The sequence below is a fragment of the Streptomyces sp. NPDC005722 genome (genome assembly GCF_040630935.1).
Lineage (GTDB): Bacteria > Actinomycetota > Actinomycetes > Streptomycetales > Streptomycetaceae > Actinacidiphila.
Genome location: NZ_JBEXYN010000020.1, coordinates 28,772 through 55,606 on the forward strand (window position 1 = coordinate 28,772; position 26,835 = coordinate 55,606).

General features: G+C 74.2%; 24 protein-coding genes. 11 read left to right on the forward strand and 13 right to left on the reverse strand.

Going from position 1 to position 26,835, the window contains the following annotated elements:
- Positions 1–45 precede the first annotated feature (45 nt).
- From ABZ479_RS22585 to ABZ479_RS22595, 3 genes are all read right to left on the reverse strand, one after another.
- Positions 46–2,004, reverse strand: a complete 1,959-nt coding sequence (locus tag ABZ479_RS22585) for a primary-amine oxidase (RefSeq protein WP_500463266.1) — start codon at positions 2,002–2,004, stop codon at positions 46–48.
- Positions 2,005–2,110: 106 nt separating this feature from the next.
- On the reverse strand, positions 2,111–3,655 hold the full coding sequence (locus ABZ479_RS22590) for an APC family permease (protein WP_500463267.1): 1,545 nt from the start codon (positions 3,653–3,655) through the stop codon (positions 2,111–2,113).
- A 56-nt stretch (positions 3,656–3,711) separates the two neighbouring features.
- On the reverse strand, positions 3,712–4,677 hold the full coding sequence (locus tag ABZ479_RS22595; protein ID WP_500463268.1) for a hypothetical protein: 966 nt from the start codon (positions 4,675–4,677) through the stop codon (positions 3,712–3,714).
- Between the two features lie 282 nt (positions 4,678–4,959).
- Between ABZ479_RS22595 and ABZ479_RS22600 the strand changes: the two genes are divergently transcribed.
- Entirely contained in the window at positions 4,960–6,291 is a 1,332-nt protein-coding gene (locus ABZ479_RS22600; RefSeq protein WP_500463269.1) for an NsdA family TPR-like regulatory protein, read from the forward strand.
- 427 nt (positions 6,292–6,718) lie between these two features.
- Here ABZ479_RS22600 and ABZ479_RS22605 read toward each other — a convergent pair whose 3' ends face one another.
- Positions 6,719–7,870: a hypothetical protein gene (locus ABZ479_RS22605; RefSeq protein ID WP_500463270.1), complete on the reverse strand. Its 1,152-nt coding sequence runs from the start codon at positions 7,868–7,870 to the stop codon at positions 6,719–6,721.
- 447 nt (positions 7,871–8,317) lie between these two features.
- Between ABZ479_RS22605 and ABZ479_RS22610 the strand changes: the two genes are divergently transcribed.
- Entirely contained in the window at positions 8,318–9,418 is a 1,101-nt protein-coding gene (locus tag ABZ479_RS22610; RefSeq protein ID WP_500463271.1) for a WD40/YVTN/BNR-like repeat-containing protein, read from the forward strand.
- Between the two features lie 10 nt (positions 9,419–9,428).
- The gene (locus ABZ479_RS22615) at positions 9,429–9,863 is read left to right on the forward strand and encodes an ankyrin repeat domain-containing protein (protein ID WP_500463272.1); all 435 of its coding nucleotides are present in this window, start codon (positions 9,429–9,431) and stop codon (positions 9,861–9,863) included.
- Positions 9,864–9,924: 61 nt separating this feature from the next.
- Here ABZ479_RS22615 and ABZ479_RS22620 read toward each other — a convergent pair whose 3' ends face one another.
- Complete coding sequence (locus ABZ479_RS22620; protein WP_500463273.1) at positions 9,925–10,821, reverse strand: hypothetical protein; 897 nt, start codon at positions 10,819–10,821, stop codon at positions 9,925–9,927.
- Positions 10,821–12,101 (reverse strand): VWA domain-containing protein, encoded by a 1,281-nt coding sequence (locus ABZ479_RS22625; RefSeq protein WP_500463274.1) that lies wholly within the window; start codon positions 12,099–12,101, stop codon positions 10,821–10,823. Before ABZ479_RS22625 ends, ABZ479_RS22620 begins: the two co-directional genes overlap by 1 nt.
- A gap of 402 nt (positions 12,102–12,503) precedes the next feature.
- On the opposite strand from ABZ479_RS22625, the gene ABZ479_RS22630 reads away from it, so the two are divergent.
- The gene (locus tag ABZ479_RS22630) at positions 12,504–14,039 is read left to right on the forward strand and encodes an ADP-ribosylglycohydrolase family protein (RefSeq protein WP_500463275.1); all 1,536 of its coding nucleotides are present in this window, start codon (positions 12,504–12,506) and stop codon (positions 14,037–14,039) included.
- Positions 14,040–14,169: 130 nt separating this feature from the next.
- The gene (locus ABZ479_RS22635) at positions 14,170–15,036 is read left to right on the forward strand and encodes a Sco1979 family transcriptional regulator (protein ID WP_500463276.1); all 867 of its coding nucleotides are present in this window, start codon (positions 14,170–14,172) and stop codon (positions 15,034–15,036) included.
- 32 nt (positions 15,037–15,068) lie between these two features.
- On the opposite strand, the gene ABZ479_RS22640 is transcribed toward ABZ479_RS22635, so the two are convergent.
- Together ABZ479_RS22640 and ABZ479_RS22645 are read right to left on the reverse strand one after the other, a co-directional pair.
- Complete coding sequence (locus tag ABZ479_RS22640) at positions 15,069–15,941, reverse strand: SRPBCC family protein (protein WP_499603183.1); 873 nt, start codon at positions 15,939–15,941, stop codon at positions 15,069–15,071.
- Positions 15,938–16,261: an ArsR/SmtB family transcription factor gene (locus tag ABZ479_RS22645; protein WP_500463277.1), complete on the reverse strand. Its 324-nt coding sequence runs from the start codon at positions 16,259–16,261 to the stop codon at positions 15,938–15,940. Before ABZ479_RS22645 ends, ABZ479_RS22640 begins: the two co-directional genes overlap by 4 nt.
- A 117-nt stretch (positions 16,262–16,378) precedes the next feature.
- Between ABZ479_RS22645 and ABZ479_RS22650 the strand changes: the two genes are divergently transcribed.
- From ABZ479_RS22650 to ABZ479_RS22660, 3 genes are all read left to right on the forward strand, one after another.
- On the forward strand, positions 16,379–16,792 hold the full coding sequence (locus ABZ479_RS22650; RefSeq protein ID WP_499603185.1) for a PaaI family thioesterase: 414 nt from the start codon (positions 16,379–16,381) through the stop codon (positions 16,790–16,792).
- 182 nt (positions 16,793–16,974) lie between these two features.
- Entirely contained in the window at positions 16,975–18,216 is a 1,242-nt protein-coding gene (locus ABZ479_RS22655) for a phosphodiester glycosidase family protein (RefSeq protein WP_500463278.1), read from the forward strand.
- A gap of 87 nt (positions 18,217–18,303) precedes the next feature.
- Positions 18,304–18,651, forward strand: coding sequence for a DUF952 domain-containing protein (locus tag ABZ479_RS22660; RefSeq protein ID WP_500463279.1), 348 nt, complete (start codon positions 18,304–18,306; stop codon positions 18,649–18,651).
- A 57-nt stretch (positions 18,652–18,708) separates the two neighbouring features.
- Here the strand turns inward: ABZ479_RS22660 and pspAB are convergent, their stop codons facing one another.
- The 3 genes from pspAB to ABZ479_RS22675 all read right to left on the reverse strand — a co-directional run bounded on the left by pspAB (position 18,709) and on the right by ABZ479_RS22675 (position 21,268).
- Entirely contained in the window at positions 18,709–19,293 is a 585-nt protein-coding gene (pspAB, locus tag ABZ479_RS22665; RefSeq protein WP_500463280.1) for a PspA-associated protein PspAB, read from the reverse strand.
- Positions 19,293–20,195 (reverse strand): zinc metalloprotease HtpX, encoded by a 903-nt coding sequence (gene htpX / locus ABZ479_RS22670; protein ID WP_500463281.1) that lies wholly within the window; start codon positions 20,193–20,195, stop codon positions 19,293–19,295. Before htpX ends, pspAB begins: the two co-directional genes overlap by 1 nt.
- Positions 20,196–20,305: 110 nt before the next feature.
- Positions 20,306–21,268, reverse strand: a complete 963-nt coding sequence (locus ABZ479_RS22675; RefSeq protein WP_500463282.1) for a quinone oxidoreductase family protein — start codon at positions 21,266–21,268, stop codon at positions 20,306–20,308.
- 412 nt (positions 21,269–21,680) lie between these two features.
- On the opposite strand from ABZ479_RS22675, the gene ABZ479_RS22680 reads away from it, so the two are divergent.
- Complete coding sequence (locus tag ABZ479_RS22680; protein WP_499603191.1) at positions 21,681–22,580, forward strand: lysylphosphatidylglycerol synthase transmembrane domain-containing protein; 900 nt, start codon at positions 21,681–21,683, stop codon at positions 22,578–22,580.
- Positions 22,581–22,602: 22 nt separating this feature from the next.
- Complete coding sequence (locus ABZ479_RS22685; protein ID WP_500463283.1) at positions 22,603–23,694, forward strand: hypothetical protein; 1,092 nt, start codon at positions 22,603–22,605, stop codon at positions 23,692–23,694.
- A gap of 42 nt (positions 23,695–23,736) precedes the next feature.
- On the opposite strand, the gene ABZ479_RS22690 is transcribed toward ABZ479_RS22685, so the two are convergent.
- Entirely contained in the window at positions 23,737–24,078 is a 342-nt protein-coding gene (locus ABZ479_RS22690; protein ID WP_500463284.1) for a cupin domain-containing protein, read from the reverse strand.
- Positions 24,079–24,314: 236 nt separating this feature from the next.
- Positions 24,315–25,514: a citrate synthase/methylcitrate synthase gene (locus ABZ479_RS22695; RefSeq protein WP_500463285.1), complete on the reverse strand. Its 1,200-nt coding sequence runs from the start codon at positions 25,512–25,514 to the stop codon at positions 24,315–24,317.
- 71 nt (positions 25,515–25,585) lie between these two features.
- Here ABZ479_RS22695 and ABZ479_RS22700 point away from each other — a divergent pair, with 71 nt between their 5' ends.
- Entirely contained in the window at positions 25,586–26,815 is a 1,230-nt protein-coding gene (locus ABZ479_RS22700) for a citrate/2-methylcitrate synthase (protein WP_500463286.1), read from the forward strand.
- Positions 26,816–26,835: the final 20 nt, after the last annotated feature.

The window sequence follows — 26,835 nt, forward strand, 5'->3', positions numbered from 1 at the left end:
GTCGCGGGGCCGGGACGGGTGCCGTCGCGGGGGCCGGGGCGCGCGTCAGGCGGTGTGGCAGTGGCCCTCGCCGCGCGGCGTCTCCTTGGGGAGGTCCAGCGAGGGGTTGCGGTCGAAGAAGCCGGTCGGCTTGAGGGTGAACCCGCTGTGGTCGACGGGCATGACCGGCCACTCCTCCAGCCGCGGCAGGTGGGTGGGGCCGAAGGTGTGCCAGACGGTCAGCTCGGTGTCCTCCAGCGACTCTCCCGCCGCCGTCCAGCGGGGCAGTCCGGCGCCGCCCGCGTTCTGGTTGGGGTAGTCGCCCGCGGGGAAGCGCCGCTCCGGGCGGTGGCGGGTGACCCACACGTGCTTGGTGCCGTAGGCCATGCGCCGGGCGACCGCCGAGCCGGGCTGGGCGAGGACGACCGGGCCGGGCTGCGGCACGAGCGTGTACGCCACGGGCTTGCCCATGCGGTTGAGGGAGCCGGGGTTGGTGATCCGCCAGCGGCGGCCGGCCAGCGGGTCCGCGAGACGGCCGCCCTCGGCGCTGTCGGCGAGCGGGGTGACCCGGGTGGTGAAGACGTTGCCGTTGGGGTTGTCCGGGCCGCCGGGTACCGGGACGACGTCCACCTCCTCCACGGTGTTGGCGTGGCCGTCGACCGCCGCGTCCAGCCGTACGCAGAACAGGTGCTGGTGGAACGGGGCGAGCAGGCCGGGGGCGACCTCCGTGCCGACCGCGTCGGCGGTGCCGGGCTCGACGGCGGAGGTCTGCACGATGCCGGTGGACTTGGCCTCGAAGCCGATCGTGCCGTCCTGGTGGAAGTACCAGTAGAAGCCGTAGTCGTAGTTGCCGACGGTGGCGATGTAGGAGACGACCAGGCGGCGCGCGCGGCGGCTGTCGGCGGCCATGTCGTTGAAGATGTCGGTGTGCTTCCACAGGAGGCCGTAGTCCTCCTCGTGGATGCAGATCGCGTTGGGCAGCGTCTCGGGGTTGCCGAGGTCGTCGGAGAGGACGGCGTCGAGGTAGGTGATCTCGCCGAGGCAGTCGCAGCCCAGCTTCAGGGCGTTGGCGTTGCGGCCGAGGGAGTACTCGCCGGCGTCGAGGAAGGCGACCCAGTTGCGGTCGTCGCCGGGCTCCGCGTAGGCGACGGCCATCTCGGCCAGTGAGGCGCGGTGCAGGACGGGGCGGACGCGGTCGCCGTCCTCGTAGCCGATCTGGTGGAGGACGAGGCCCTCGCGGCCGTTGAAGTCGATGCGCAGGCGCCACTTCTGCCAGGTCAGCAGCCGGCCGCTGAGCGAGAAGGACGGCCCTTCGGGCTGGGTGATCTCCAGCGGGCGCAGGTCGGTGCGGGCCGGTCCGTTGAACTCGGTCTCGTAGCGGCCGCATTCGGTGGGGACGGGGACGGCCCCGGTGTCGATCAGGCGGACGACCTTGCGCTCGATGACGTCGACGTCGGCGACGAGCCCGGCCACCGGGTGCGCCCAGGGGCTGTCGGAGGCGTCGCAGCGCAGCCAGGTCAGGGAGCGCATCAGGCGCGCGCCGGGGCGGTCCGCCAAGCGCAGCGGGCCGGCGCCGAGGGGCGCGGCGACGGCGAGGTCGAGGTCGGTGACGCCGCGCTCGGCCATGGCCTTGCGCCAGCCGGGGTCGGCCTTGACGACCTGCTCGACGATCTCGTACTCCTCGAAGGTGACCGGGGGCTGGCCCTCCTCCGCGGTGTCCAGCGCGCGGTGCGCGACGACGGCGCCCGCCGTGACGTCGACCAGTGCCTCGGCGGCGGCGCCGGTGGCCGAGTCCAGCAGGGTGACGCGCAGCCGGCGCACCACGGGGTCGCCGTCGCGGTGGGCGTCGGCGGTGTGCCGGTCGGGCTCGTCGAGCAGGACGAGCGGGAAGCGGGTCGTGTCGGTGACCCGGCCGTCCTCGGCGAGGATGCGGCGGGCGGCGGATATCTCGTCGGCGGTCAGCGGGTCGAGGGGGTGGGGCGCGGCGGGCGCGGCGTCGGCGTCGGTGTGGCAGCAGGAGGACATGGGACAACCCTCTTGTGGATGTGAGTCGTTGCGCTACGGGGCGGACGGCACTGCGGACCTGGCTGCGGCCCGCCGCCCCCGGAGGGTGGCGGCGGGCCGGGCACGGTCAGGAGGCGGCGGTCTCCGCGTCGGCGCCCGAGGTCTCCCGGGCCTGCTCGATCCGGAACGCCTCGTTGCCGAGGCCGATGCGGGCGTGCACCTCGGGACGCGTGGCGCGCAGCACCGCCCCGTACACCAGGCCGGCCACGACGGCGGCACCGATGATGCCGGGCAGCACCCAGGAGACGGCGGAGCCGTCGCCGGCGACCAGGACGTCGAAGTCCTTGACGGCGTAGACGGCGATGACGACGAGCGCGACGCCCGCGAGGGCGGAGGCGACGATGCGCGGCGCCTGGGTGCGCAGCGCGCCGCGGCGCACGAAGTAGCCGATGACGGCGAAGGACGCGGTCGCCAGCAGCACGATGACGCCGAGGGCGCCGACGTTGCCGAACCAGGTGAAGAGCTTCAGCACCGGAGCGGTCGGGTCGTGGTCGGCCGCCGCGCTGCCGTCCGTGACGGCGAAGGCGACCACGAAGCCGAGGGACACCAGCGTCTGCAGCAGCGAGCCGAACGCGGGTGCGCCGCTGGTGGGGTTGGTGCGGCCGAAGGCGGAGGGCAGCAGGCCCTCACGGCCCATGGCGAAGGCGTAGCGGGCGACCACGTTGTGGAAGCTGAGCAGGCAGGCGAACATGCCCGTCACATAGAGGACGTGCAGGATGTCGGTGAAGGCCGTCCCGATGATCGACTCGCTGAGGCCGAAGAGCAGCCCCGGGCCCTGCTTCTGCGACTCCTCGACGATCTGGGACGGGCCGGCCGCGATGCTCAGCGCCCAGGAGCTGAGGGCGAAGAACACCGCGACGAAGGTGACGGCCAGGAAGGTGACCCGGGCGACCACGACCTGCGGCCGGCTGGTCTCCTCGGCGTAGACCGGCGACTGCTCGAAGCCGACGAAGCTGGCGATGCAGAAGCACAGGGCGGTGCCGAGGCCCGCGCCGCTGAGCGTGCTCGGGTCGAAGGCGTGCAGCGACAGGCCCTCCTTGGCGGGGCTGCCGACGGCGGCGACGTCGAAGATGACGACGAGGGCGATCTCGATGATCAGCAGGACGCCGAGCACCTTGGCGTTGACGTCGATCTTGAGCCAGCCGAGCGCGCCGACCAGGAGGACGCCCAGGACGGCCGGGATCCACCAGGCGATCGTGGTGTCGAGGTAGGTCTGGAAGAGCCCGGAGATCTCGAAGCCGAAGAGGCCGAACACCGCGAACTGCATGGCGCTGTACGACACCAGGGCGACGAGCGACGCGGCGGCGCCTGCGGTGCCGCCGAGCCCGCGGGCGATGTAGGCGTAGAAGGCGCCCGCGTTGTGGACGTGGCGGCTCATCTCGGCGTAACCGACGCTGAAGAGGAGCAGCACCACGCCGAGGATGACGAACAGCAGCGGCTGTCCGACGATGCCCATCACGCCGTACGTGGTGGGCATGACGCCCGCCACCACCATCAGCGGCGCGCTGGCCGCGACCACCGACAGGAGCAGGCCGGACATGCCGAGGCGGTCGGCCCGCAGGGCTCTCTCCTCGCCTTTGAACGTGCTGATCCCGCTGTTGCCCGTCAGCATGGCGGTTCCTTCCTGGGAGGGGTTGGGTGGTGCTGGTGCGTCATGTGGCGCGGGCCCTAAGCGGAGCCGGGGCCGAGGACGGCCTCCCGCGCGGCGCGGAAGGCCTTCTTGGGGTCGCGGTCCGGATAGGCCCACGGGATACGGGTGGCGTGGGCGCCGATCCGGTTGAACAGGGCCGCGGCCTCGGCACTGCGGCCCTGCAGGAACTGCGCGTGGACGAGGAAGTTGAGGTCGAGTTGGAGGCGCGGGTGGTCGTGCCCGTCGTCGTCGAACTCCAGCCACCAGTCGAAGCCCCGCTTGAGCGCCTGCCGGGCCCGCCAGCCGTCCCAGTGGCCGGAGGCGGCGGGGTCGGCGGGCAGGGTCCCGGCGGTGGCGAGGACGCGGTACAGCTCGGCGTGGGCGACGACCGGGAGGACGGCCAGCGGTGAGCCGGTGGGTGCCTCGCCCGCGGCCCAGTCGGCGAACTCGTACACCTCGTGGAAGGCCTCGCCGTCGGCGGCCGCCTGGGGGCGTTCGGCGAGGCAGGCGGCCATCAGGTGGTGCCCGTGGTGGTGGCTGCGGTGCCGGCCGCGGACCTGGTCGAAGGCGCGTATCTGCTCGTCGTCGCTGCCGGTGTGGCGGGCCAGGATCAGCAGGCAGAGCCACGGGGTGGGGTCGGCCGGGGTGAGCGCGGCGGCGGCGAGGCAGGCCTCGCGGGCCCGTTCGGGCTTCTCCTTGCCCGCGACGACGCGGAACACCGTGGCGCAGGCCAGCAGTGCGGCCGCGTCGGAGCTGCCGGGTTCGGCGAGCTGCCACTCGCGGGCCCAGGTGGCGCTGGCGCTGCCCTCGCCGAGGACGACCATGCGGTGGCCCCGGCGGTCCCAGTCGTCGCCGGTCTCGGCGAGCAGGCCGCGTACGGCGGTCCAGCGTCCCTGGGCGAGCGCGGCGCGGGCGTCGGCCAGGGGCTCGTCGTCCAGGGCAGGGTCGAACCGCAGGTCGTCCCGGGAGCGGGAGAAACCGAACGGGGGTGGAGGAGGAGTCATCCTCGGGGTGCCTCCACGGCGCGCACGTGATGTCCGGCCCGGGGCGGGGTTCCCGTTCGGCGTCCGGTGATCGCTTGATCACACGAAGCCAACCGGTATGAGCAGGTCCACTTCAAGCCCGGGCCTGTTGTCTCGATGTAGTCCCGCACGCGTGTCCGAGCGCGGGCGTGCGCCCCCCTGAAGGACGGAGGGCGGATCGGGGACGGATCGCGGCGATCGCCTGCGCGGCACGGGCCCCGCCTGATATTCGAACCTACGAACATCAGACGAAGGAGCAATGCCGTGGCGGACGACACCGCGCCGGCACCGTCCCATCCCCTGGCGTCCGTACGGCGCAGCCACGGCTGGAGCTACCAGGACCTCGCCCGGGTCGTCGCCGACAACGCCCGTGCCCTCGGCGTGCCCATGGCGGCCCGGCGGGAGAAGGTGTGGCGCTGGGAGCACTGGGGCGTGGTGCCGGAGAGGGACAGCCAGCGCGCCCTGGCGCGGGCGCTCGGCGTACCGCTGCGCGAGGTCGACACCCGCCCCTGGCCCGGCTGGTTACCGTCGTTCGACGGCATCCCCGACGGGCTGCCGTGGACCCGGACGGGCGGTCTCGACGCGCTGGACGCCCTGCTGGACGGCGGCGGACGCGACCCGCGCGGCCACCCCGTGCTGGCGGGGGCGGAGTTCCGCGACGCCGTCGCCGACTGGACGGCGGGGACGGACGGCGAGCGGAGCGCGCCGCCGCAGGGCGGCGCGGGTGCGGCCGCCGGACGGGAGGGTTCCGTCGCCGACGAGGAGACCGTGGCGTGGCTGGAGCGCGGAGTGCTCGGGCTGCGCCGGCTCGACGACCGGCTCGGCGGCGAGGCCGTACGGCACCGGGTCGAGGCCGATCTGCGGATCGCCCTGGACCTGCTGCGCCGGGGCCCGTACCGGGGCGTGCTCGACGCCCGCCTGCTGCGCGTCGCCGCCGGCCTGGCCCAACTGGGCGGCTGGGCGGCCACGGACTGCGGACGGCACGGGGCGGCGCAACGGCACTACCTGACCGGGCTGCGCCTCGCGCACGGCGCGCAGGACCGGCCGCAGGCCGCCAACCTGTGGGCGGGGCTGAGCCTCCAGGCGGTGTTCGCGGGCCGTCACGACGACGCCCTCGCGGCGTCCCGGGCCGCGGAGTCCGCGGCGGCGGGAGCGACCTCGCGCACCCGCGCGATGCTCGCCACCCGCCGTGCCCGGGCGTACGCGGGGCTCGGCGAGGACGCGGCGTGCCGGCGGTCGCTGGAGGAGGCGGGGCGGCTGCTGGACACCGCGCCCGGGGACGACGACCCGTCGTGGATCTACTGGTTCGACGAGGCGGAGCTGTCCGCGCAGAGCGGGATCGCGCTGCTGGACCTCGGCCGGGCGGAGGAGGCGGCCCCGCTGCTGGAGAAGGCGCTGGCGATCCAGGACCCCCTCTACCGGCGCGACCGCACGCTCTACACCGCGCGCGCCGCCCTCGCCCGCGCCCGGACCGGCGACCTCGACACGGCCCGCGCCCTCACCGGCGACGCCGTGGACCTCGCCCGCGACTGCGGGTCGCCCCGGGTGGCCATCGCGCTCGAGCAGGCCAGGACGGCACTGCCGCAGACCCGTTGACGTCCCCCGGGCGCCGCCCGGTGGCGAGGCCGCCCCGCGCCCCGCACGCCGGCGGGCCCGCGCACGCCCGGCCGCCGGGCGGCACGGTTGCGTCCCGCGGGTCGTGGCAGCCCGATGTGCGCCACCAGGCCCCGAGCCGTGTCGTCACATGCTCTCCCCCAGCCTTCGGCCAGGGTGCCCCACCCAGCGGAACTGGGGGATCATGAACAGAAATTGTGCCTTGGTTCATGAGCTGGTCAAAGAGGTCCGGTTCCGGCAGGAGGCGCTTGTTCAGCTGACTGCTGCTCACCTTGGGTGCCCGTCCTAGGTGGTGCAGAGGTGGTGCAGAGTACGCGGGCATCATCACTCGTGTTGAACGGCCGGCCCCTGCTGTGACCGTCTCAGGACGGACAGCATCCCTGGGTCACTCATCCACCAGGTGTCTGCTTCACCCGTCGTAACGGAGCCAGTCGATGTCAATGTGGGCCAAAGGGGCCAGAGCGCTGCGGTGAGTGGCCCCGGCCCAGGCGGTGAACTGGTTGTCCTCCCACCCGTTCGAGACATGCATGACGAGTCCCGGGGCCGCGTAGAAGCGCGTGGATGTCTCTGGCCAGAAGGGACGCAGAGGAACCTGGCGCAGTCCTTCGGTGAGCTGTTGGACCTGTTCTCCGCTGATTTCGCGCGACAGTGCCTTGTAGTCGGCGCTCATCGAGGCCTCGAAGAGTGAGAACTGAATGAGGAAGCCGCTGAGCGGTTCAAGTTCGGCGATTGGCGGTTCGGCGTCCTCCCGGTACCAAACCGTGGGGTCATCCTCGGGCTCGTCGAGCGACCACAACAGGGACCAGCAGAACCCTCCTTGGTTCTCCACACCGAAGACACGCATGTCCCCACAGATGTCGGTTGTCCTGCCAGGGTCCTGAACGATGTAGTTCTGCACTCCCAGAACACCTGGCCGCTGCTCTGCCAGTCGGTAGAGCTGCCTGAGCCCGTCGGGCAGGGCTGCGGAGGGCATGCCTACGCACGCTGGATCCGCGGTGCCGACGGTGGCTGGGTACCAGCCCGCGACGAACTGTTCCAGTGCAGTGACGCGGTCGTCGTTCACGTGCCGCAGCCACTCCAAAGCTGGAAGCTGTGCGGGAGGATGCGGCGGACGGACTCGTTCCAGCAGGGACTTGCTCAGGGGTGGGTCCGGTCGCAATTTGCATCGGACGAGTTCGTGGGCGGCGCAGCCGGGACGACGCACCGTCTCAGCCTGCCCTACCTGGCCGGTGCCCAGATACAGCAGGCCCTCTCCGACGCGAGCGATCAGATGAATGGGCAATGGAGTGTCACCCGAGCTCCGTGCGTCGGTCTGCCCCAAGAGTCGCTTCATGACCGGCGCTGGCGCAGGGCCGAGCAGACGGACCTCCTTAGCGTTCCACACACCGCTTCTATCTGGAGCATCCGCGGCCTCTGTGATGATCAATGTTCCTGCTGGGCCTATGGCCACGGTCGCGCCACCGACGGTGAAGTGCTCGGTAGCCGAGGCACCGACCAGCGCAAGTGCCCCGGCTTCATCCATCACGACTGCTGGGGCAAGCACCGAGTTCTGACCAACCATGCTCCTATCTTCCTCGGCCGCCATAGGGATCAGCGACGCGTCCTGGCAGTGCAACCCGTGTCTCACGGCGGGTTCAACTCGCGAGGGGGTGACGGGGATTCGGCCCGTGCTCTGGGCTTGGAAAGCTCATGTGACGACACGGCCCACGTGACCACCGGCGGGCCCGGCCTGGCGGCAAGGCCAACCACGCGGCTCCCTCGGCCGCCTCGCGGCCAGGCGGCGCAACCGACGTGCCCAACGCCTACGACGCGAACGCACGGCACCAGCGGCAACCACGAGCCCCCCGACCGCCCCCACGCAGACCCGCACAGCCGCCCCCGTCCCACCGCCCGGCGGCAGGGCGGTGGTTCGGGCCCCGACCGACACACGAGCATCGGGCCACGGGGCACGGGCCGCGGCGGCGGGCGGTCTGGTGCGGGGGCGTGGGGTCGGCTAGGTTGCCGCGCCATGACGCCGATGGGGACGATGAGACGGGTGTGGACGGCGCTGCTGTGCGGGGCGGCGCTCGCCGCGCTGACGGCGGCCCCGGCCCGCGCGGCGGGTGAAGGGCCCGGTCCGCGCTGGGAGCTGAAGGAGACCGGCAGCACGGCCCGGTTCCGCGGGCTGGCGGCGGTCAGTGCGAGCACCGCCTGGGTGGCCGGTTCCGAGGGGAAGGTGCTGCGGACGGTGGACGGCGGGCGCCACTGGGCGGACGTGTCGCCGCCGGGCGCCGCCGAGTTGCAGTTCCGCGACGTCGAGGCGTTCGACGCGCGCCGCGCGGTGGTGCTGGCGATCGGCGAGGGCGAGGCCTCCCGGGTGCTGCGCACCCAGGACGGCGGCGCGACCTGGACGGAGGCCTTCCGCAACACCGACCCCCGGGCGTTCTACGACTGCGTGACCTTCTTCGACGACCGGCACGGCCTCGCCGTCAGCGACCCCGTCGACGGCAGGTACCGGATGCTGTCCACCGGTGACGGCGGCCGCAGTTGGCGGGTGCTGCCCTCGGCGGCGATGCCGCCCGCGCTCGCGGGCGAGGCGTCCTTCGCGGCGAGCGGTCAGTGCCTGGTGAGCCACGGCCCGCGCGACGTGTGGCTGGCGACCGGCGGTGCGTCGCAGGCCCGCGTGCTGCACTCCCGTGACCGGGGGCTGACCTGGACGGCCGCGGCGTCGACGGTGCCGGCGGGCGACCCGGCGAAGGGGGTGTTCGCGCTTGCGTTCCGCGACACGCGGCACGGCATCGCCGTGGGCGGGGACTACCGGCCCGACCAGGCCTCCCCCGAGGCCGCCGCGGTGTCCCGCGACGGCGGCGCCACCTGGACGCGTTCCGGGCGTCCCCCGGCCGCGTACCGTTCGGGGGTGACCTGGCTGCCGTACTCCTCGCGCGTGGCGATCGCGGTGGGCCCGTCGGGCAGCGACCTGAGCCTGGACGGCGGCCGGAGCTGGCGGACGTTCGACACCTGGTCGTACGACACCGTGGACTGCGCCCCGGACCTGGGCTGCTGGGCCGCCGGTGAGCAGGGCCGCGTCGCCCGCCTGGGGATCGGCCGGGGCGGGGCGGTACTCCCGTAGCCTTCGCCCGGTGAACCGAAGACGTCGCAAGAAGCTGAGCCGGGCCCTGGTGGCCGCGGCGGGGTCCGGTTCCCTGGGCGCGGCCGGGGAGTTGCTGCGCCGGGGGGCGTCCCCCGAGCACGCCGACCCGGACGGGACGACCCCGCTCTACGCGGCGTCGGTCAATGGCGCGCCCGCCGTGGCCGCGCTGCTCCTGGCGGCCGGGGCGCGGCCGGACACCGAGAGCGGCCACGGCGACGAGGGCACCCCGTTGTGCGCCGCCGCCTGCTGGGGCCACGTGGAGACGGTGCGTCAGCTCCTGGCCCACGGCGCCGACCCAGGGCTGCGCGAGGACCACGGCACCGGGCTCACCCCGCTGGAATGGGCGGAACGCGGTCCGCACCCGGAGACGGCCGAACTGCTGCGCGCGGCGGCGGCGCGGGGGACGGCCCCTACGGAGCGGTGAACGCGGACGCGCCGGTACGGTGCCGCCGGGGCACCGTACCGGCGCGTGACCGGGTCCGTGGTCAGGCGACCGGGCGGCCGCGTCCCCGTCCACGGGTGAGGCTGTAGCCGGCGATGCCCGCGAGCGCGCCGAGCACGCCGCCGGCCGCGGTCCAGATCCAGCGGTCGGACCACCAGCCGCCGCCCCAGCCGTCCTCGGGCTGGGCCAGACCGGCCGGCACCGGGGAGGCGCTGGGGTCGGCCTCGTCGTCCGCGGCCTCGTCGGACTCCTCCGTGGCGGACACGGACGGCACGGCGTTGGGGTCGAGGGTGGCCCCGGCCTTGGCGACGGGGGTGAGCGGGGCGGCGAGTTCGCCGTCGACGGCCTTGGAGCCGCCCGCGTCCGTCGAGGTGGTGCCGACCTGTGCCTGGACCGGCAGGCCGAGGTCCTGGTCCGGGAGCCGCAGCACGGTCAGGCGGATGTAGTACGCGCCCGGCAGCGGGTCGTCGGCCCACGCCTCGGACCACGCGCGGACGGTGCGCAGCCGGCAGCTCAGCTCCAGCTGGGTGTCCTGCGCGGACGCCGTCCTGGTGGGCTTGCCCGAGGCGCACGCCTGACGGCGGCGCAGGCCGTCGTAGACGTCGAGCTGCCAGGTCTGGCCGCCGTGCCGGGACGCGGACTCCGGCAGGGTGACGGTCGCGGAGACCGTGGGCACCTCGCCCGCGGCGGCGGGGAAGACCCAGTAGAGGTAGTCACCGGTGGAGGCGCTGGACGGGGCCGTACGCACCCCCGGCCGGAGGTTGCCCGCGGTGCGGAAGCCGGTACCGGGCTGGACGGTCTCCTCGGTGGCCCCGGTGCCGCTCGCGGACGGGCTGGGTGTGGCGTCGTCAGCGGCAGCGGTGCCCGCCCCGGCGGCGAACAGGGCCGCGCCGGCGAGCAGTACGGCGGCCGCCCGGCGCGCCGTTCGGATGGTACGCATCAGTTGGTCCTCCAGACGGCGACGCGCCAGCGCGAGATCCAGCCCCACAGCACACCGGCGACCAGGCCGGTGACGACCAGCAGGGCCAGCAGCCACCAGCCGCGGCCCAGGCCGAAGGAGGCGACGTCGGACGGCTCGTCGGGCGAGGAGACCAGGTCGACGCTGAGTTCGAGCGGCAGGCCCGGGGTGCGCTTCACGGCGTCGGGCGCGGAGAAGGAGTTGCTGACCTCGATGCACACGGTGCGGGCGGTCGCGGCGGCGTCGTCGTCGGCTTCCGGCCAGGCGTAGCGCAGTCCGGAGGAGATGACGTCGGTGCGTCCGCTGCTCGCGTCGGAGCCGCGGACGAGTTCCCGGCCCCCGGTGGTGACGGCCCGTACGAGGACGCCGTAGTCGCGGTTGACGGCGCGGTCGGCGCCGACGCTGACGGAGGCGCGCAGTTCCTGGCCGTCGGTGACGCTCACCCGGTACCAGCGGTGCTCGGTGAACTCCTCGCGGTCGCTGTAGACGCCGGCCCCGAGCAGCGGGGCGTCGGCGCAGCGGTCGGCGCCCTGGGTGACGGTGGGGGTGACGACCACGTTGTCGGCCGAGCGGTCGACGAGTTGCTTGATGCGGTCGGAGAGCTGGTCGGCGTGGTCGACGGCGGTGTAGGTGCCGCCGGTGGCCTCGGCGATGCAGCTGAGCTGCTCGCGGATCTTGGTGTTGGGCACCAGGCCGAGGGTGTCGACGACCAGGTGGGTGCCCTCGGCGGCGAGCTGGCGCGCGACCTCGCACGGGTCGAGCGGCTGGCAGGTGTCCTCGCCGTCGGTGATGAGCACGATGCGGCGGGTGCCTTCGCCGCCCGCGAGGTCCTTGCCGGCGGCCAGGAGGGCGGGCCCGATCGGCGTCCATCCGGTGGGGGCGAGGGTGGCGATGGCGGTCTTGGCCTCGGTGCGGTCGACGGAGCCGACCGGGTAGAGGGCCTCGGTGTCGCGGCAGCCGACCTTCTTGTCCTTGCCGGGGTAGTTGGCGCCGAGGGTGCGTATGCCGAGCCGCACCTCGTCCGGCACCGCGTCGATGACCTCGTTGAACGCCTGCTTGGCCGCCGACATGCGGGACCTGCCGTCGATGTCGTTGGCCCGCATCGAGCCGCTGACGTCGAGCACGAGCTCGACCTTGGGGGGCTCGTGGGCGGTCTCGGGCCCGTCGTCCGCGGCGGCCGGCGCCGCGGCCGGGAAGAGCGCGGTGGCGAGGGTGGCCGCGAGGCCGCACAGCCCCACCGCCAGCCGTTTGCTTATGATCATTGGCGGATCCTATGGAAGATCCTCCTCCGCCCCCAACTCGGCCCGGACCGCGCCGCTCCGGCCTTCTCGGGAGCGGACCGCGCCCCGGCCCCGGCACACGGCGCTGACCAGCGGCGGCCCGCGATCACCTCTCTCGTACGGCTCGACCCACCGAACTGGCGGTCCGTCAATTTCGATCACCGCCCTCCGGTCGCCACACCCGCGGTAGCCCGCCGGCCGCCTCACGGCATCCATAGTGTCCCATTGACGATAAGGGGGTCCTCGTGCGAGGCTGACGCGGCATCACGCCGGGAGTCCCTTTCGAACCCCCGGGACCGCCGCGTCCGGCCAGGACGGCGTTCGCCCCGGCACCCGCCCTCCGGCCCGTCCCGCACGTGCCGCCGCGTCACCAGGAGGACACCCGTGGCCCAGGCCCCCGTACCCCGTCCGCACCTCGACGCGCGGGCCACCGACCGGGCCGCCGGGGTGTTGCTCGGTGCGGCCGTGGGTGACGCGCTGGGTGTGCCGTACGAGTTCAAGGCGACGCTGCGCGCGGACCAGCAGCCGCGGATGATCGGCGGCGGCCTGGGACCGTACGAGTCGGGCGAGTACTCGGACGACACCCAGATGCAGGTCTGCGTCGCCGAGGTGGCGGCGACCGGGGCGGACCTGCGCGAGCAGACGGCCCTCGACGCGGTCGCCACCCACTTCCAGGAGTGGCTGGGCGAGGGCGCCAGCGACGTCGGCAACCAGACCAGCCTGGTCCTGAGCACCGCCGCCCGCGCACCCGGGTCGGCGGGCACGGCGCTGCGGGAGGCCGCCCGCGAGTACACCGCCGCCCACGCGCGCAGCGCGGGGAACGGCTCGTTGATGCGGACCGGGATCGTGGCCCTCGCGCACCTCGGCGACGCCTCCGCGATGGCCGAGGCCGCGGTCGCCGTCAGCGCGCTCACCCACCCCGACCCCGACTGCGCCGACGCCTGCGTGCTGTGGTGCTCCGGCATCCGCACCGCTGTGCTGCACGGCACCTTCGACGGCGTGCGCGACGGCCTGGCCCTGCTCCCGCCCGAACGCCGGCAGACGTGGGCGGAGCGGCTGGACGAGGCGGAGGCCCACCCGCCGCACCACTTCGCCGACAACGGCTGGGTCGTCCACGCGCTCCAGGCCGCCTGGTCGGCCGTCACCCGCACCGCCGTTCCCGAACTGCGGCCCGCCGAAGGCGGCTTCCCCGCCGGGCACCTGCGCCTCGCCCTGGAGGCGGCGGTACGCGCCGGAACGGACACCGACACCGTCGCGGCGATCGCGGGCGCCCTGCTCGGCGCGCGCTGGGGCTGCTCCGGCATCCCGCTGGAGTGGCAGCAGGCCGTCAACGGCTGGCCGGGCCTCACGGGTGCCGACCTGGTCCGGCTGGCCGTCCTCACCGCCCGCGGCGGGAACGACGACGACGCCGGCTGGCCGTCGGCGCCGCGCTTGCCGACCGGCGGTCAATCCGGCTTCGCCGTACCCCACCCGCACGACGACGGGGTGATCCTGGGCAACCTCGCCCTGGCCCAGGGCACCGGACCGGTCGACGTCGACGCCGTGGTCTCGCTCTGCCGCGTCGGTACGGACCCGCTCCTGCCCGGCACACCCGGCGTCGAGCAGGTCCGCGTCTGGCTGGTCGACAGCGAGGGGGCGAACGCCAACCTCCACCACGTGCTGGACCAGGCCGCCCGCCAGGTGCTGCGGCTGCGCCGGGAGGGCAAGCGGGTCCTGCTCCACTGCCATGCCGGGCAGAGCCGCACCCCGGCCGTGGCCGCCGTCTACAGCCACCTGGCCGAGGGCACCGACGCGCGGAGCGCGCTGCGGGACCTGCACCGGGTGCTGACCGGTGGCCGGGACCTCCACGCGCACCCCGAACTCCGCTCCGCGGTCCACGATCTGGCCACCCCGGGGTGGGATCGCCGGACCGACGGCTGAGCGGCGCCCGGCGTCGGGACAGCGCGGCATGGCGCGTTCTGTACTTTGCAAAGCGTCGCGAACATGCTGTGCGGCGGCCTGACGTCGTGACAAACTACGCGGGGATCGGCGGTGTTGGAGGAGATTGACCGTGACTGAAGCGCGGGCGGCAAGCGCTCCCACCGTGCTGCGGGTGGTACTCGGCAGACGCCTGCAGGACCTCCGCGAGAGGGCCGGGCTCTCCTACGAGCAGGCGGCCCGCGCCCTGGACGTCACCCACGCCACGGTGCGCCGCATCGAGAAGGCCGAGGTGGGCCTGCGGATCCCGTACGTGGAGAAGCTGCTGCTCACCTACGGCGTCACCGAGCCCGCCGAGATCGCCAACTTCCTGGAGCTGGCCCGTGAGGCCAACCGCCCCGGCTGGTGGCACCGCTTCCGCGACGTGCTCCCGGAGTGGTTCAGCGCCTTCGTCAGCCTCGAGGGCTCGGCCGAACTGATCCGCGCCTACGAGCCGCACTACGTGCCCGGGCTGCTGCAGACGCCGCAATACGCGGAGGCCGTGCTGCGCGCGGGCCGGCCGCACGCGACGCGCGAGGAGATCGAGCGCGGCGTCGCGCTGCGCATGGAGCGGCAGCGGCTGCTCTCCCGCGACAAACCGCCGCTGCTGTGGGTCGTGATGGACGAGACGGTGCTGCGCCGCCCCATCGGCGGGCCCGAGGTGATGCGCGCTCAGATCGACCGGCTGATCGAGGCGTGCGGGATGCCCCAGGTGCGGCTGCAGTTGATGCCCTTCGCCTCGGGGCCGCATCCCGCGATGTACGGGCCGTTCCACATCTTCCGCTTCCCGCTGCCCGAGCTGCCGGACATCGCCTACGCGGAGAGCCTGATCGGCGCCGTCTACCTCGACGAGCGCGAGGACGTCTCGCAGTTCCGCGAGGCCCTGGACCGGATGAGCGCGCAGGCACTGCCCGCCGGGCCCACCCGGGAGTTCCTGGAGGAGGCGCGGGCCCGGCTGTGAGCTTGCCGGGCCCCCGCGCTGCGGCCGTCCCGTCAGCGGGGCATCGCGGCCAGCTTCGCCGCGAGGCCCTCCACACGGTCCCGCCAGACGTCCAGCGCCAGGGCGGCCGGCACGTCGGGGACCCCGGTCTGGGTGAGGACCAGCCGCGCGCCGTGCCCCGTGCCCCGGCTCAGCTCCCAGCGCACGGTGCCCTCGTGGCGGCCGTGCAGGCTCCACGGATAGGCGAGCGCCTCCCGCGGGCGCAGCTCGCTCACCGGCCCGGCGGCGAAGTCGCCCACGACGAACCCGCGCGGCACCGGTCCGCCGACCTCGGGCGCGGTCACCCCGCCGAGCAGGGTCTTCCACACGGTCGCCACGGGCTGGGTCAGCTGCCGCTCGAAGCGGACCAGCCAGCCGACGGGCAGTTCCTCCGCGCTGCCCCGGTCGAGGCCGAACTCCTTGACGTACCGCTCGTGGGCCGCCTTCATGTCGCCCGGCGCGGGCACGGGCTCGCCGGCCAGCTCGGGGTCGATTCCGGCGATGCAGGCGTCCCAGCCGGCCGCGAAGCTGGCGGCGCCGGGGCGGTCGCCGAAGGTGTGGGTCAGGATCAGCACGGAGCCCAGGGACTCCGGCACCACCTCCCAGCGCAGCAGGTCCTCGTCCCAGGTGTAGGCGACGACGTGCGGCGGGTCCCACTCGGTGACCTCGCCCTCCATCGTCTCCCCCTCTCCGTGCCGGAACGGGAAGCGCACCTTGCCGCCCACCCGCGGCTCCATCTCCACGTCGGAGGGGAACCACTTCGACAGGTGCCCGGGCTCGGTCAGGGCCCGCCACACCTTCTCCGGCGGGTGGGCGAGCCGCCGCTCCATCCGCAGCGCGGTGCGGCCGTCCGCGGTGGTCAGCGTCTCGCCGCTGTCCGTGGTCATGGCTCCTCCATCTCGTCGGGCATGGTGTCCAGGTGCCGCTCCAGCGCGTCCAGTCCGGCGCCCCACAGCCCGCGGTACGGCGCGAGCCAGGCGTCGACCTCCCGCAGCGGCTCGGGGCGCAGCTCGTACCAGCGGCGCTGCGCCTCGGCGCGGACCCGGACCAGGCCCGCCTCGCGGAGCACCCGCAGGTGCTTGGACGTACCGGGCTGGCTGAGGCCGAGCTGCTCGGTGAGTTCGCCGACGAGACGGGGGCGTTCCAGGAGCAGGTCGAGGATCCGCCGCCGCGTCGGCTCGGCCAGCACGTCGAAGGGTATGGACACCCTTCCAACATACTCCGGAGGCTATATACCCGCAACGGCATGTACGCGTGAACGGGCGCCGGGCGGTCGCCCTCGCGCCCTGGTGCGCGCCCCCGACGGTGGGTCAGAATGTCCGCCGTGACGATCACCACCGCAGAGGCGGACAAGGTCCTGGCCGACAACTTCGCGCCCTGGGTGCGGGATCTGGGGCTCTTCGTCGAGGAGACCGGGGAACGGCACGCGGTACTGCGGCTGCCCTGGTCGGACCGACTGGCCCGGGAGGGCGGCGCGCTGTCGGGCCAGGCCCTGATGGCCGCCGCCGACACGGCGACGGTGATCGCGGTGTCCGCGGCCCGCGGCGGCTACGGCCCGATGACGACCGTCCAGCAGTCCACCACCTTCCAGCGGGCGGTCATGGGCACCGACGTCCTGGTCACGGCGCGGGTCACCAAGCTCGGGCGGCGGCTGGCGTTCATCGACGTCGAGCTCACCCCGGAAGGCGCCGACGAGCCCGCGGCGCACGCGACCACGGTCTACGCCTTCCCCGGCTGAGCCGCGGGGGGAAGACGGGGGCCGGGCGACCGTGTCCCACCCGTAAGGCCCCCTTCCCTCCGGCTTTTCACCGTATCGTGTCGGATTCCCCGTCACGTGCGGCGTGGTGGTGCGACAACACCGCCATCCCGGGCAACCATTGACCTCTCGTCAGGTAATCGGTTTTTTCGGGCTGGAGCGACGTGACTCGACGACCCCGCCGGGTGCGCCTGGCGATCTCGGCGGCGCTGGCGTGGAGCGCCCTGCTCGGCGGCACGAGCGGCGCCGCCGCCGCGGTCGCCGGCGACGGACTGCGCTACGGCGCGACCACCCTGCTCGCGCCGGGCGTGGACTACCGCACCTTCACCTACCGGGGAGCCCACGGCACGGCCCGCGGGCACCTGCTGACGGTGGACCTGCGCGATCCCGGCGTCACCGTGGACCTGCTGCACCCCGGCGTCGTCGCCGGCCGCGGCTCGGTCTCGGGGCTCGCGAACGCCGCGGGCGCGGTGGGCGGCATCAACGCCGACTTCTTCAACATGAGCGAGACCCAGCACCCCGGTGTGCCCGCGACCAGCGCACCGGTCGGCCCGGCGATCGCCGCCGGACGGGTCCTGAAGTCGGCGGTGCCCCCGGCCCAGCGCTTCGGGCCGAAGCTGCCGCCCGGCACCTCGACCGAGGACGTGCTCGGGGTCGGCACCGACGGGGTCGCCCGGCTCGACCGGCTCCGGCTGACCGGCACGGTCGCCTTCGACGGGGGCACGGTGCCGCTCGGCGGCCTGAACCAGTACGCGCTCCCGGTCGGCGGCGTGGGCGCGTACACCTCGGACTGGGGCAGCGCCTCCCGGCTCCGCGCCGCCTGCGGCGACGACATCAAGCGCGGGGCGCCCTGCAGCGACGACACCTACGAGGTCACGGTCAGCCAGGGCGAGGTCGTGGACGCCGCCGAGTACCCGGGCGAGGGCGAGATCCCGCCCGACACGGTGGTCCTCGTCGGCCGGGAGGCGGGCGCGGAGGCGCTGCGCCTGCTGGAGCCCGGCGACGCGGTCGACGTGCGGCAGCGGCTGGTGGCCTCCGTGTACGGCGGCGGGTACCGCTTCGCCGTCGGGGGCTACCCGATCCTGCGCGACGGCGGGCCGCTGACCGGCCTGGAGAACGGCGTCGCGGCGACCCGCACGGCGGCGGGCTACGGCGAGGGCGGGCACGTGATGTACCTGCTGGCACTGGACGGCAAGGCGGAGTCCGGCACCGGGCTCACGGTCCGCGAACTCGCCTCCCTGATGTCCGGCATCGGCGCGCAGGCCGCGGTCAACCTCGACGGCGGCGGCTCCTCCACCCTCGTCACCCGCGCCCCAGGCGCGCCCCGCGTCAAGGTCCGCAACCACCCGGCGGGCGGCACCGAACGCCTCGTCGCCAACGGCATCGGCGTCTTCACCACCGGCTGAGGCCTCTCCGCGCCCGCCCCGGTCCTCCGCCCGGGACGGCGCGGAATGCGGATGCGCACGGCACGGCCGGTTCCGTAGCGTGACCGCATGACCGGTGACCGCGTGACCGACGTTCCGCACATCCTGCACCTCACGGAGCGCTCCCTGTGGGAGGCGGCCCTCGCCTCGGGCAGCTACGAGGTCTCGACCCGCGGCCGCACCCTGCGGCAGGAGGGGTTCGTCCACTTCTCGACCCGCGACCAGCTCCCCCGCGTGGCCGCCTTCCTGTACGGCGGCTACGAGGGCCCCGACGAACTCGTGGTGCTGGTCGTCGACCCCGCCCGGCTCGACGTCCCGCTGAGGTACGAGGCCATGCCGCCGCACGGGGAGGAGTTCCCGCACGTGTACGGGCCCGTTCCGGTCGGCGCCGTGGTGGACGTCGAGCCCTGGGGGTGATCCGCGGCCTCGGCCCCCGGGTCCCGCGCGGGCCCGGCCTGCTTCCGCCGCCGGGCCTCAGCCGCCCAGGCCCGGCGCGCCCCAGACGGGGAACCAGCGGGAGAGGTCCTCCTCGAGGCGCAGGTCGTCGCCTAGCAGGGCTTTGACCTGGAGCTCCAGGGGGTTGTCGCGCTTCTCCCCGGGAAGCGGGGCGAAGGGGTAGAACGAGCCCCGTTTGTAGAGGTAGACCAGCGCCAGGGAGCGTGCCTGGTCGTCGCGGAAGGCGGCCAGGGAGCAGAGCAGCTGGGGGCCGAAGCCGTGGCCCTCCAGGGCCGAGTTGACCGCGTGGAGGTCGCCGACCAGGGCCGGCAGGTCCTCGGCCGGGCGCCGGACGACCAGCCAGGTGTATCCGTACGCGTCACGCACCGACTCCACCGGGACGGCGCCCTGGCCCTCGTCCATGTCGAGGAGGGCCCGTACGTCCTGCTGGACCTCGGCGAAGGCGCCGCCCTCCACGGCGGCGAAGCACACCGACCCCACGCCGGTGGGCCGGAAGCCGGCCGCGGCCTCGAGGGTCACGGCCGCCGAGGGGAGCCCGAAGAGCCCGTCCAGGTCGGGCCTGACGGGCTTGCTGCGGCCGAGCAGCGCGTCCAGGATCCCCATCAGCGCCGCCCCAGCTCGACGGAGATCCGGCCGAGCTGCTGCAGCCGCTGCTCCAGCGTGGGGTGCGTGGACAGCAGCTGGGCCAGGCTCTGGCCGCCGGCGAAGGCGGGGACGAAGTAGAAGGCGTTGAAGGGCTCGGCCTTGCGCAGGTCCTGGGTGGGGATGCGGGCCATCTGGCCGGAGACCTTGGTGAGCGCCGAGGCCAGGACGGAGGGCCGCCCGGTGAGCAGCGCGGCGGAGCGGTCGGCGGACAGCTCGCGGTAGCGGGACAGCATCCGGGTCAGCAGGAAGCTGACGCAGTAGACGAGCGCGCTGACCAGCGGGATGAGGATGACCACGAGCGCCGTGCCGGGATCGCGGCTGCTGCGGCCGAGGCCGCCCCACAGGCCGACGCGGGTGACCACTCCGGCCAGGACGCCCAGGAAGGAGGCGATCGTCATGACCGCCACGTCCCGGTGGGCGACGTGGGAGAGTTCGTGGGCGATGACGCCCTCCAGCTCCTCGGGCTCCAACCGGCGCAGCAGCCCGGTCGTCGCGCACACCAGGGCCGCCTTCTCGTTGCGTCCGGTGGCGAAGGCGTTGGGGACGTCGCTGTCGGCGATCGCCACGCGGGGTTTGGGCATGTCGGCCAGGGCGCAGATGCGGTCGACGACACCGTGCAGTTCCGGGGCCTGCTCGGGCGTGACCTCGCGGGCGCCCATGCTGAAGGCGGCGATCCGGTCGCTGAACCAGAACTGGGCGACGAACAGCCCGCCCGCGACGATCAGGATCAGCGGCCACGCGCCGCGCAGCAGCGCCAGCAGGACGCCCACGAACACGACGTAGAGCAGCCCGATCATGAACATGGTGACCACCATGCGGGTGGTCAGCCCCCGGTCGGGGGCGAAGCGGGTCCTGTCCATGGCCCCTCCCGTTCCTTCGGGCCGCCGGCCGCGGCTTCGTGCTCCGCTGTCGATTGTGCCTCCGCGAGAACGCGAACGGCGGGGGCGGAAGCGCGGCCGGCCCGTGGTGCTCAGCCTGCCGGGTCGAGGGTGAGCTTGCCGTAAGTGCGCCGGGCCCGCAGGTCCTCGTGGGCCCGGGTGACCTCGGACAGCGGGTACCTGCCGCCCTCCTGCGGCTTCAGCCGGCCGTCGGCGGTCATGGCCAGCAGCTCGGCCATCGGCTCGCGGTACATGCCGGGGCGCCCCACGCAGTGCATCAGCCAGAAGCCGACGACGGCCCGGGAGCGGCCCATGAGCTGCGCCGCCTGGACCGGGGCCGGGGGTACGCGGGAGGCGAGTCCGTACGTCACCAGGCGGCCGAAGGGGGCGAGCGCGGCCAGCGAGGCGTCGAAGACCGGGCCGCCGGTCATCTCCAGCACGATGTCGACCTTCTTGCCGCCGTTGGCCTCGACGAGCCGCTCCTTCAGCCCCGCCGCGTCCGTGGAGTCCGCCTCGATCGCGACGTCCGCGCCGAGCTCCAGCGCAAGGTCGCGCTTCTCCTTGGACGACGCGGTGGCGATGACCCGTCCCGCGCCGAACTCCTTGGCGAGCTGTACGGCGAGCGAGCCGGTGCCGCCCGCGGCCGCGTGCACGACCACCGACTCGCCCTCGGCCATGCGCGCGGAGGTACGCAGCAGGTGCCATGCGGTGAGGCCCTGGACGACCAGGGCGAGCGCCTGGCCGTCGGTGACGCCGTCGGGCACGTCGTGGGCGAGGTACTCCTCGGCGACGGCCCGCTCGGCGTAGCCGCCGTTGTCGGTGAGGGCCACGACGCGGCGGCCGCCGGCGGTGCGGCCGACCACCTCGGCGCCGGGCACGAGGGGCAGGGTGGCCTTGGACAGGTAGGAGTTCTCCACCAGGTGCGTGTCGGCGTAGTTGACGCCCGACGAGGAGACCTCGACGAGCAGCTGTCCCGGCCCCGGCACGGGTTCGGGCAGCTCCACCTGCCGCAGTACCTCCGGCCCGCCGAACTCGGTGATCTGGATCGCGCGCACCGCGACTCCCTCCGCGTACGTACCTGTGTCGTCCGGCGCCACGATATCCCGTAACACCGACCAGTCGGTATGTGGCTTCCACTAAGCGCCTGAAGCGCATGGCGCGCACCGAGCACCGGGCACCGCACACCGTCCCACGCCGTCCTCCATCCCTCGCCCGAGGAACCACCGCCAGGAGACGGCACCCGTACGGTGTCGGTGATCCTCCCGCCGGGCGCGCCGGTCCCGCCCCGTACCACGGGACGGCCGGACGCGCCGACGGATGAGCGGTACGGGTCGCCGCACCGTATGGTCGTGCGTAGGTACGGCCGGGGCAGCGCGGGGGAGCGCCTCACGGCAGCGCGGGCGACCGCGGCGACCGGAAGGGCACGAACGCATGTGGCGGCGCCTCCCAGTGCGTCAGATCGTCGGTGTGGCACCGCTGTTGCTGGTGGCCCTGATCGTCCTGCGGCAGTGGCCGACGGTGGACGCCGGCACCGACCGTCTGGGTTCCGCCGACGCCGAGTGGCTGCTGGCGGCCGGGGCCGCGACGCTGCTCGCCTGGGTGTGCTCGGCGGCCGCGCAGCAGGGCGCGGTGCTGGAGCAACTGCCGGCGGGGCGTCTGCTCGCCACCCAGTTCGCCGCCTCGGCGGCCAACCACATCCTCCCGGCGGGCGTCGGCGGCAACGCCGTCAACCTGCGCTTCCTGCTGCGCTGCGGTCTGTCCCCCAGCCGTTCCGCGGCCGCGCTGACCGTGCGGGCGCTGGCCGCCTGTGTGGTGCGGGTCGGGCTGCTGGCCGTCCTGCTCGCGGCCTTCCCGCACGCCCTGGACATGCGCAGGGTCGTACCCGGACGGCCCGGGCTCACCCTGGCGCTGGCGGCCGGCGCGGCGCTCTGCCTGGTCCTGGCCGTCCTGCTCTCGGTGCGCCACGTCCGGCGCACGGTCCGCTCGTTCCTCGGCACGGTCGCCACCGACGTCCGCGCGGTGCACGGCCGTTCGGCGCGGGTGGCGGCGCTGTGGGCCGGCTCCTTCGCGTTCCCGGTGATGCACGCCGCGGTGCTGGTCGCCGTCGTGCGCTCGCTGCACGCGCCGGTGCCGGCCGCGCACGTGGCCGTGGCGTACCTGGCGGGCAGCGCGGCGGCTGCGCTGCTGCCGACCCCGGGCGGGCTCGGCTCGCTGGACGTGGCGCTGGTCCTGGCACTGGTCACCGCGGGCGCCACCGGGGTGGCGGCGACCTCCGCGGTGCTGGCGTACCGCATCGTCACCGTATGGTTGCCTCTGCTCCCGGGTGTGCTGGTGCTGGCCGCGCTGGTCCGCCGGCGGGTGCTGTGAACCGTCCGGAAAGGGAAGTCCCGTGCGTGTCCTGACCGGTCTCCTCGGCGCACTGGTCGTCGCCGGGACCTTCTCCTCGGTGCTCCGCACACTGGTGATCCCACGGCCGACCCGGTCGAGCTTCACGCGCCTGGTGCACGCGGCGGTCCACCTGCCCTTCCAGTTCGTCGCCGACCGCTGCCGCACGCCCGAGGCCAAGGACCGCGTCCTCGCCCCGGTGGCCGCGGTGTCCATCCTCGCCAACCTGATCGGCTGGCTGGTCGCGTTCTGGGCGGGCTACGCCATGCTGCAGTCCGCGGTCAGCGACCTGGAGCCGGTCGACGCGCTGCGGGAGGCCGGTTCCTCGCTGTTCACCCTGGGCTTCGCCAGCAGCCACCACGTCGACCTCACGGTCATCGACTTCGTCGCCGCGGCGACCGGCCCGATCACCATCGGCCTGCAGATCGGCTACCTGCCGACCCTGTACGCCGCCTACTCCCGCCGCGAGGCGGAGGTGACCCTGCTGCAGGCCCGGGCAGGCAACCCGCCGTGGGGGCCGGAGATCCTCGCCCGGTACGCCCAGATCGGTCTCACGGACAGCCTCGCCGAGCTGTTCCGCAACTGGGAGCGGTGGTCGGCCGAGGTGAGCGAGAGCCACACCAGCTACACGGTGCTCAGCCGGTTCCGCTCCCCGCAGCCCGACCGCAGCTGGCTGATCGCGCTGCTCGCCGTCATGGACGCCGCCGCCATGCAGCTCGCCCTCAACCCCGGACGCCCGCAGGCCGAGGCCCGGCTGGCCCTGCGGGCGGGCTTCGTCTGCCTGCGCGACATCGCCGGGATCTGGCGGATCCCGTACGACACCGACCCCTCGCCGGACGCGACCATCCGGCTGCCGTACGAGGAGTTCGCCGCGGCCGTCGCCCACGCGGCGGCCAACGGCTACCCGCTGGAGCGCACCTCCGAGGAGGCGTGGCCGCACTTCCGCGGCTGGCGGGTCAACTACGAGGACCTCGCCTACCGGTTCGCCTACCTCTTCGACGCGGTCCCGGCCCCCTGGTCGGGCCCCCGCCGCACCCAGGAGGAGACGCTGACGCCCGTCACGCCGGTCGACCGCAAGCCGGCCGGCCGCGACTGACCGCCGGACCGCCGGACCGCCGCGGCGAGGCCCCACCGGTGATCACCACGGACCGCTTTCGAACCTGGCCTCGTCCGGGCCGTCCACCGGCCACGGCGGCACCGTCACCGCGACTGCCTTCAGCCCCTTTGCACCCGCCCGGAACTGGAACGTCGTGCCCAGCGGTATCGTCAGGCAGACCCCCGGCTCCAGCTCCGCGATCTCCTCGTCGCCGCCTTGGCTGCGCCACATCTCCCCCGAACCCGACGTGACGAACCAGACCTCCTCCACGGTGGCGTGCGAGACGGCCTTCGCCGTCTGCCCCGGTCCGAGCTGGAACTGGGCGAAGCTCGCCGTTCCCGGCAGCGCGCACAGCGGGCGCACCACCGAGCCGTCCGGAGCCATGACTTCCTGAGCCTGGTCGACGTGTGCCGTGCTGAACCGTTCCCCCATGATGCCCCGTCCCGAGTGCGCGCAGGGGACCACGACCCGCTTCACGTACACGGGCGCGAGCCCCGTCCGGCGGTGAAGTACGGCAACCGTAGCGACCGTTCGCGTCCCGCGGCGACCCCTCCGGCACGCATCCGACCCGCACGACCGCCGTCGACCGGAACGCCGGGGGGCCGCGGGCCGCAGTCCCGCTACGCCGCCGGGACCGGCTGGGGCGGGACCGGGCCGATGTAGCGCGCGGCCGGGCGGATGATCTTGCTGTCCGCGGCCTGCTCCAGGACGTTGGCGCACCAGCCCACGACGCGGGCGCAGGCGAAGGTGGGGGTGAACATCTCGCGCGGCAGGCCGCACAGCTCCATGACGACACCGGCGTAGAACTCGACGTTGGTGTGGAGTTCGCGGCCGGGCTTCAGTTCCGCGAGTATCGCCTCGACCCGCGCCTCGACCTGGACCGCGAGGTCGACGAGCGGGCCGCCGAAGGAGCGGGCGATCCCCTTGAGCATCCGGGAACGGGGGTCCTCGGTGCGGTAGACGGGGTGGCCGAACCCCATGATCCGGTCGCCGGCCAGGACGCGCTCACGGATCCACGGGTCGATGCGGTCCGGGGTGCCGATGGCGTCCAGGGTGTCCAGCGCGCGGCTCGGGGCGCCGCCGTGGAGCGGGCCGGACAGCGCGCCGACCGCGCCGGTGAGGCAGGCCGCGAGGTCGGCGCCGGTCGAGGCGATGACGCGGGCGGTGAACGTGGACGCGTTGAAGCCGTGGTCCACGGTGGAGATCAGGTAGCGCTCGACGGCCCGGGCGTGCGCCGGGTCGGGCTCGTGGCCGGTGAGCATGTGCAGGTAGTTCGCCGCGTACGACAGGTCGTCGCGCGGTTCGACCGGCTCCAGGCCCCGGCCGAGCCGGTACAGGGCGGTGAGCAGGGTGGGCACGGCGGCGGTCGCGGCGAGGGCGTCGGACAGCCGCTGCTCCGGGTCGACGTCGTACAGCGGGCGGAAGCCGCCGGCCGCCCCCAGCAGGGACAGCGCCGAGCGCAGTCCGGCCAGGGGGCCGCCGTGCGCGCCGGCGCGGGCGACGGCCGACAGCGCGTCGCGGACCGCCCCGGGCAGCCGGCGCAGCGGGGCGACGCGCCGGGCGAACGCGGCCCGCCCGGCGGCGTCGGGCAGCGTGCCGAGCAGCATCAGGTGCCAGACGTCCTCGAAGGTGCGGCTCTGCGCGAGGTCCACGGCCGAGTACTGGCGGTAGTGGTAGAAGCCCTCGGCGCCTCGGACGTCGCCGAGCGCGGTCTCGGTGACGACGACTCCCTTCAGGCCGCGGGGTACGTCGGGGGTGACAGGGGTGACGGGGGTGGCGGTCACGGTGGTCCTCCGGTCCTGCTGCGTGCGACTTGACATTGACCAGACCTTTCATCATTGATTCAATCCTCGTCAACATTGATTGAATCAATGTGTGATGTGATGGAGTCATGACGACGGAGGAACGGCTGAGCACGCGCGAGGCGGCCGAACGGCTCGGGGTCAAACCGGAGACGGTGTACGCCTACGTCAGCCGCGGCCTGCTGGGCAGCACGCGCGCCCCCGGCGGCCGGGGCAGCACCTTCGACCCCGGAGAGGTCGACGCCCTGGCGCGCCGCAACCGGCGCGCGGCACAGCAGTCCCCCGCCGACGACGGCACCGGCGCGGTGCGCACCGCCGTCACCCTCATCGACGGGGACCGCTACTACTTCCGCGGGGTCGACGCGACGACCCTGGCGGAGCGGTACGCCTACGAGGAGGTCGCGGAGTGGCTGTGGACCGGCGTCCTGCGCCGCGGAGTACGCTTCACCGCGCCGCCGGAGGCCCTGGGCGCCGCCCGGCGGGCGGTCGCGGCGCTGCCCGGGCACAGCGGGCCGATGGACCGGCTGCGGGCCACCGCCGTCGCGGCCGCCGTGGCGGACCCGCTGCGCTTCGACCTCTCCCCCGAGGCCGTGCTCGGCGCCGCCCGCGGCCTCGTCCCCACGCTGGTGGGCGCCCTCCCGGCGGCCGGGACCGCGCACCAGGGTGAGGGCGGGCTCGCCCGCGAACTGTGGTCACGGCTGACCGACCGGCCGGCCGACGAGGCGTCACTACGGGTGCTCGACGCGGCACTCGTGCTGCTCGTCGACCACGACCTGGCCGCCTCGACCCTCGCGGTGCGCGTCGCCGCCTCCGCACGCGCCCACCCGTACGCCGTGGTCTCGGCCGGCCTCGGGGCCCTCGACGGCCCGCTGCACGGCGCCGCCAGCGGCCTCGCCCACCGCATGCTGGCCGAGGTCCTCGACCGCGGCGGCGCGGCGCCCGTCGTCGCCGGCCACCTGCGCGAGGGCCGCCCCGTCCCGGGTCTGGGCCATCGCCTCTACCGGGCCGAGGACCCCCGCGCGGTCCTGCTCCTGCGGCTGCTCGGGGACGTCCCGTACGCGGCCCGGGCGCTTGCCGCCGCCCGCGAGGTGGCCGCCACGACGGCCCGTCACGCCCCGGCCCACCCCAACGTCGACCTCGCCCTGGCGGTGCTCTCCGTCTCCGCGGGCATGGTCCCGGAGGCGGGCGAGACGGTCTTCTCCGTCGCCCGGACGGCCGGCTGGATCGCCCACGCCCTGGAGGAGTACGAGGAACCCCCGCTCCGCATGCGCCCGAACGGCCACTACGTGGGACCGCGTCCGCCGCAACCGGTGCCGTAGCCGTTCGGGTCGGGGTGGGT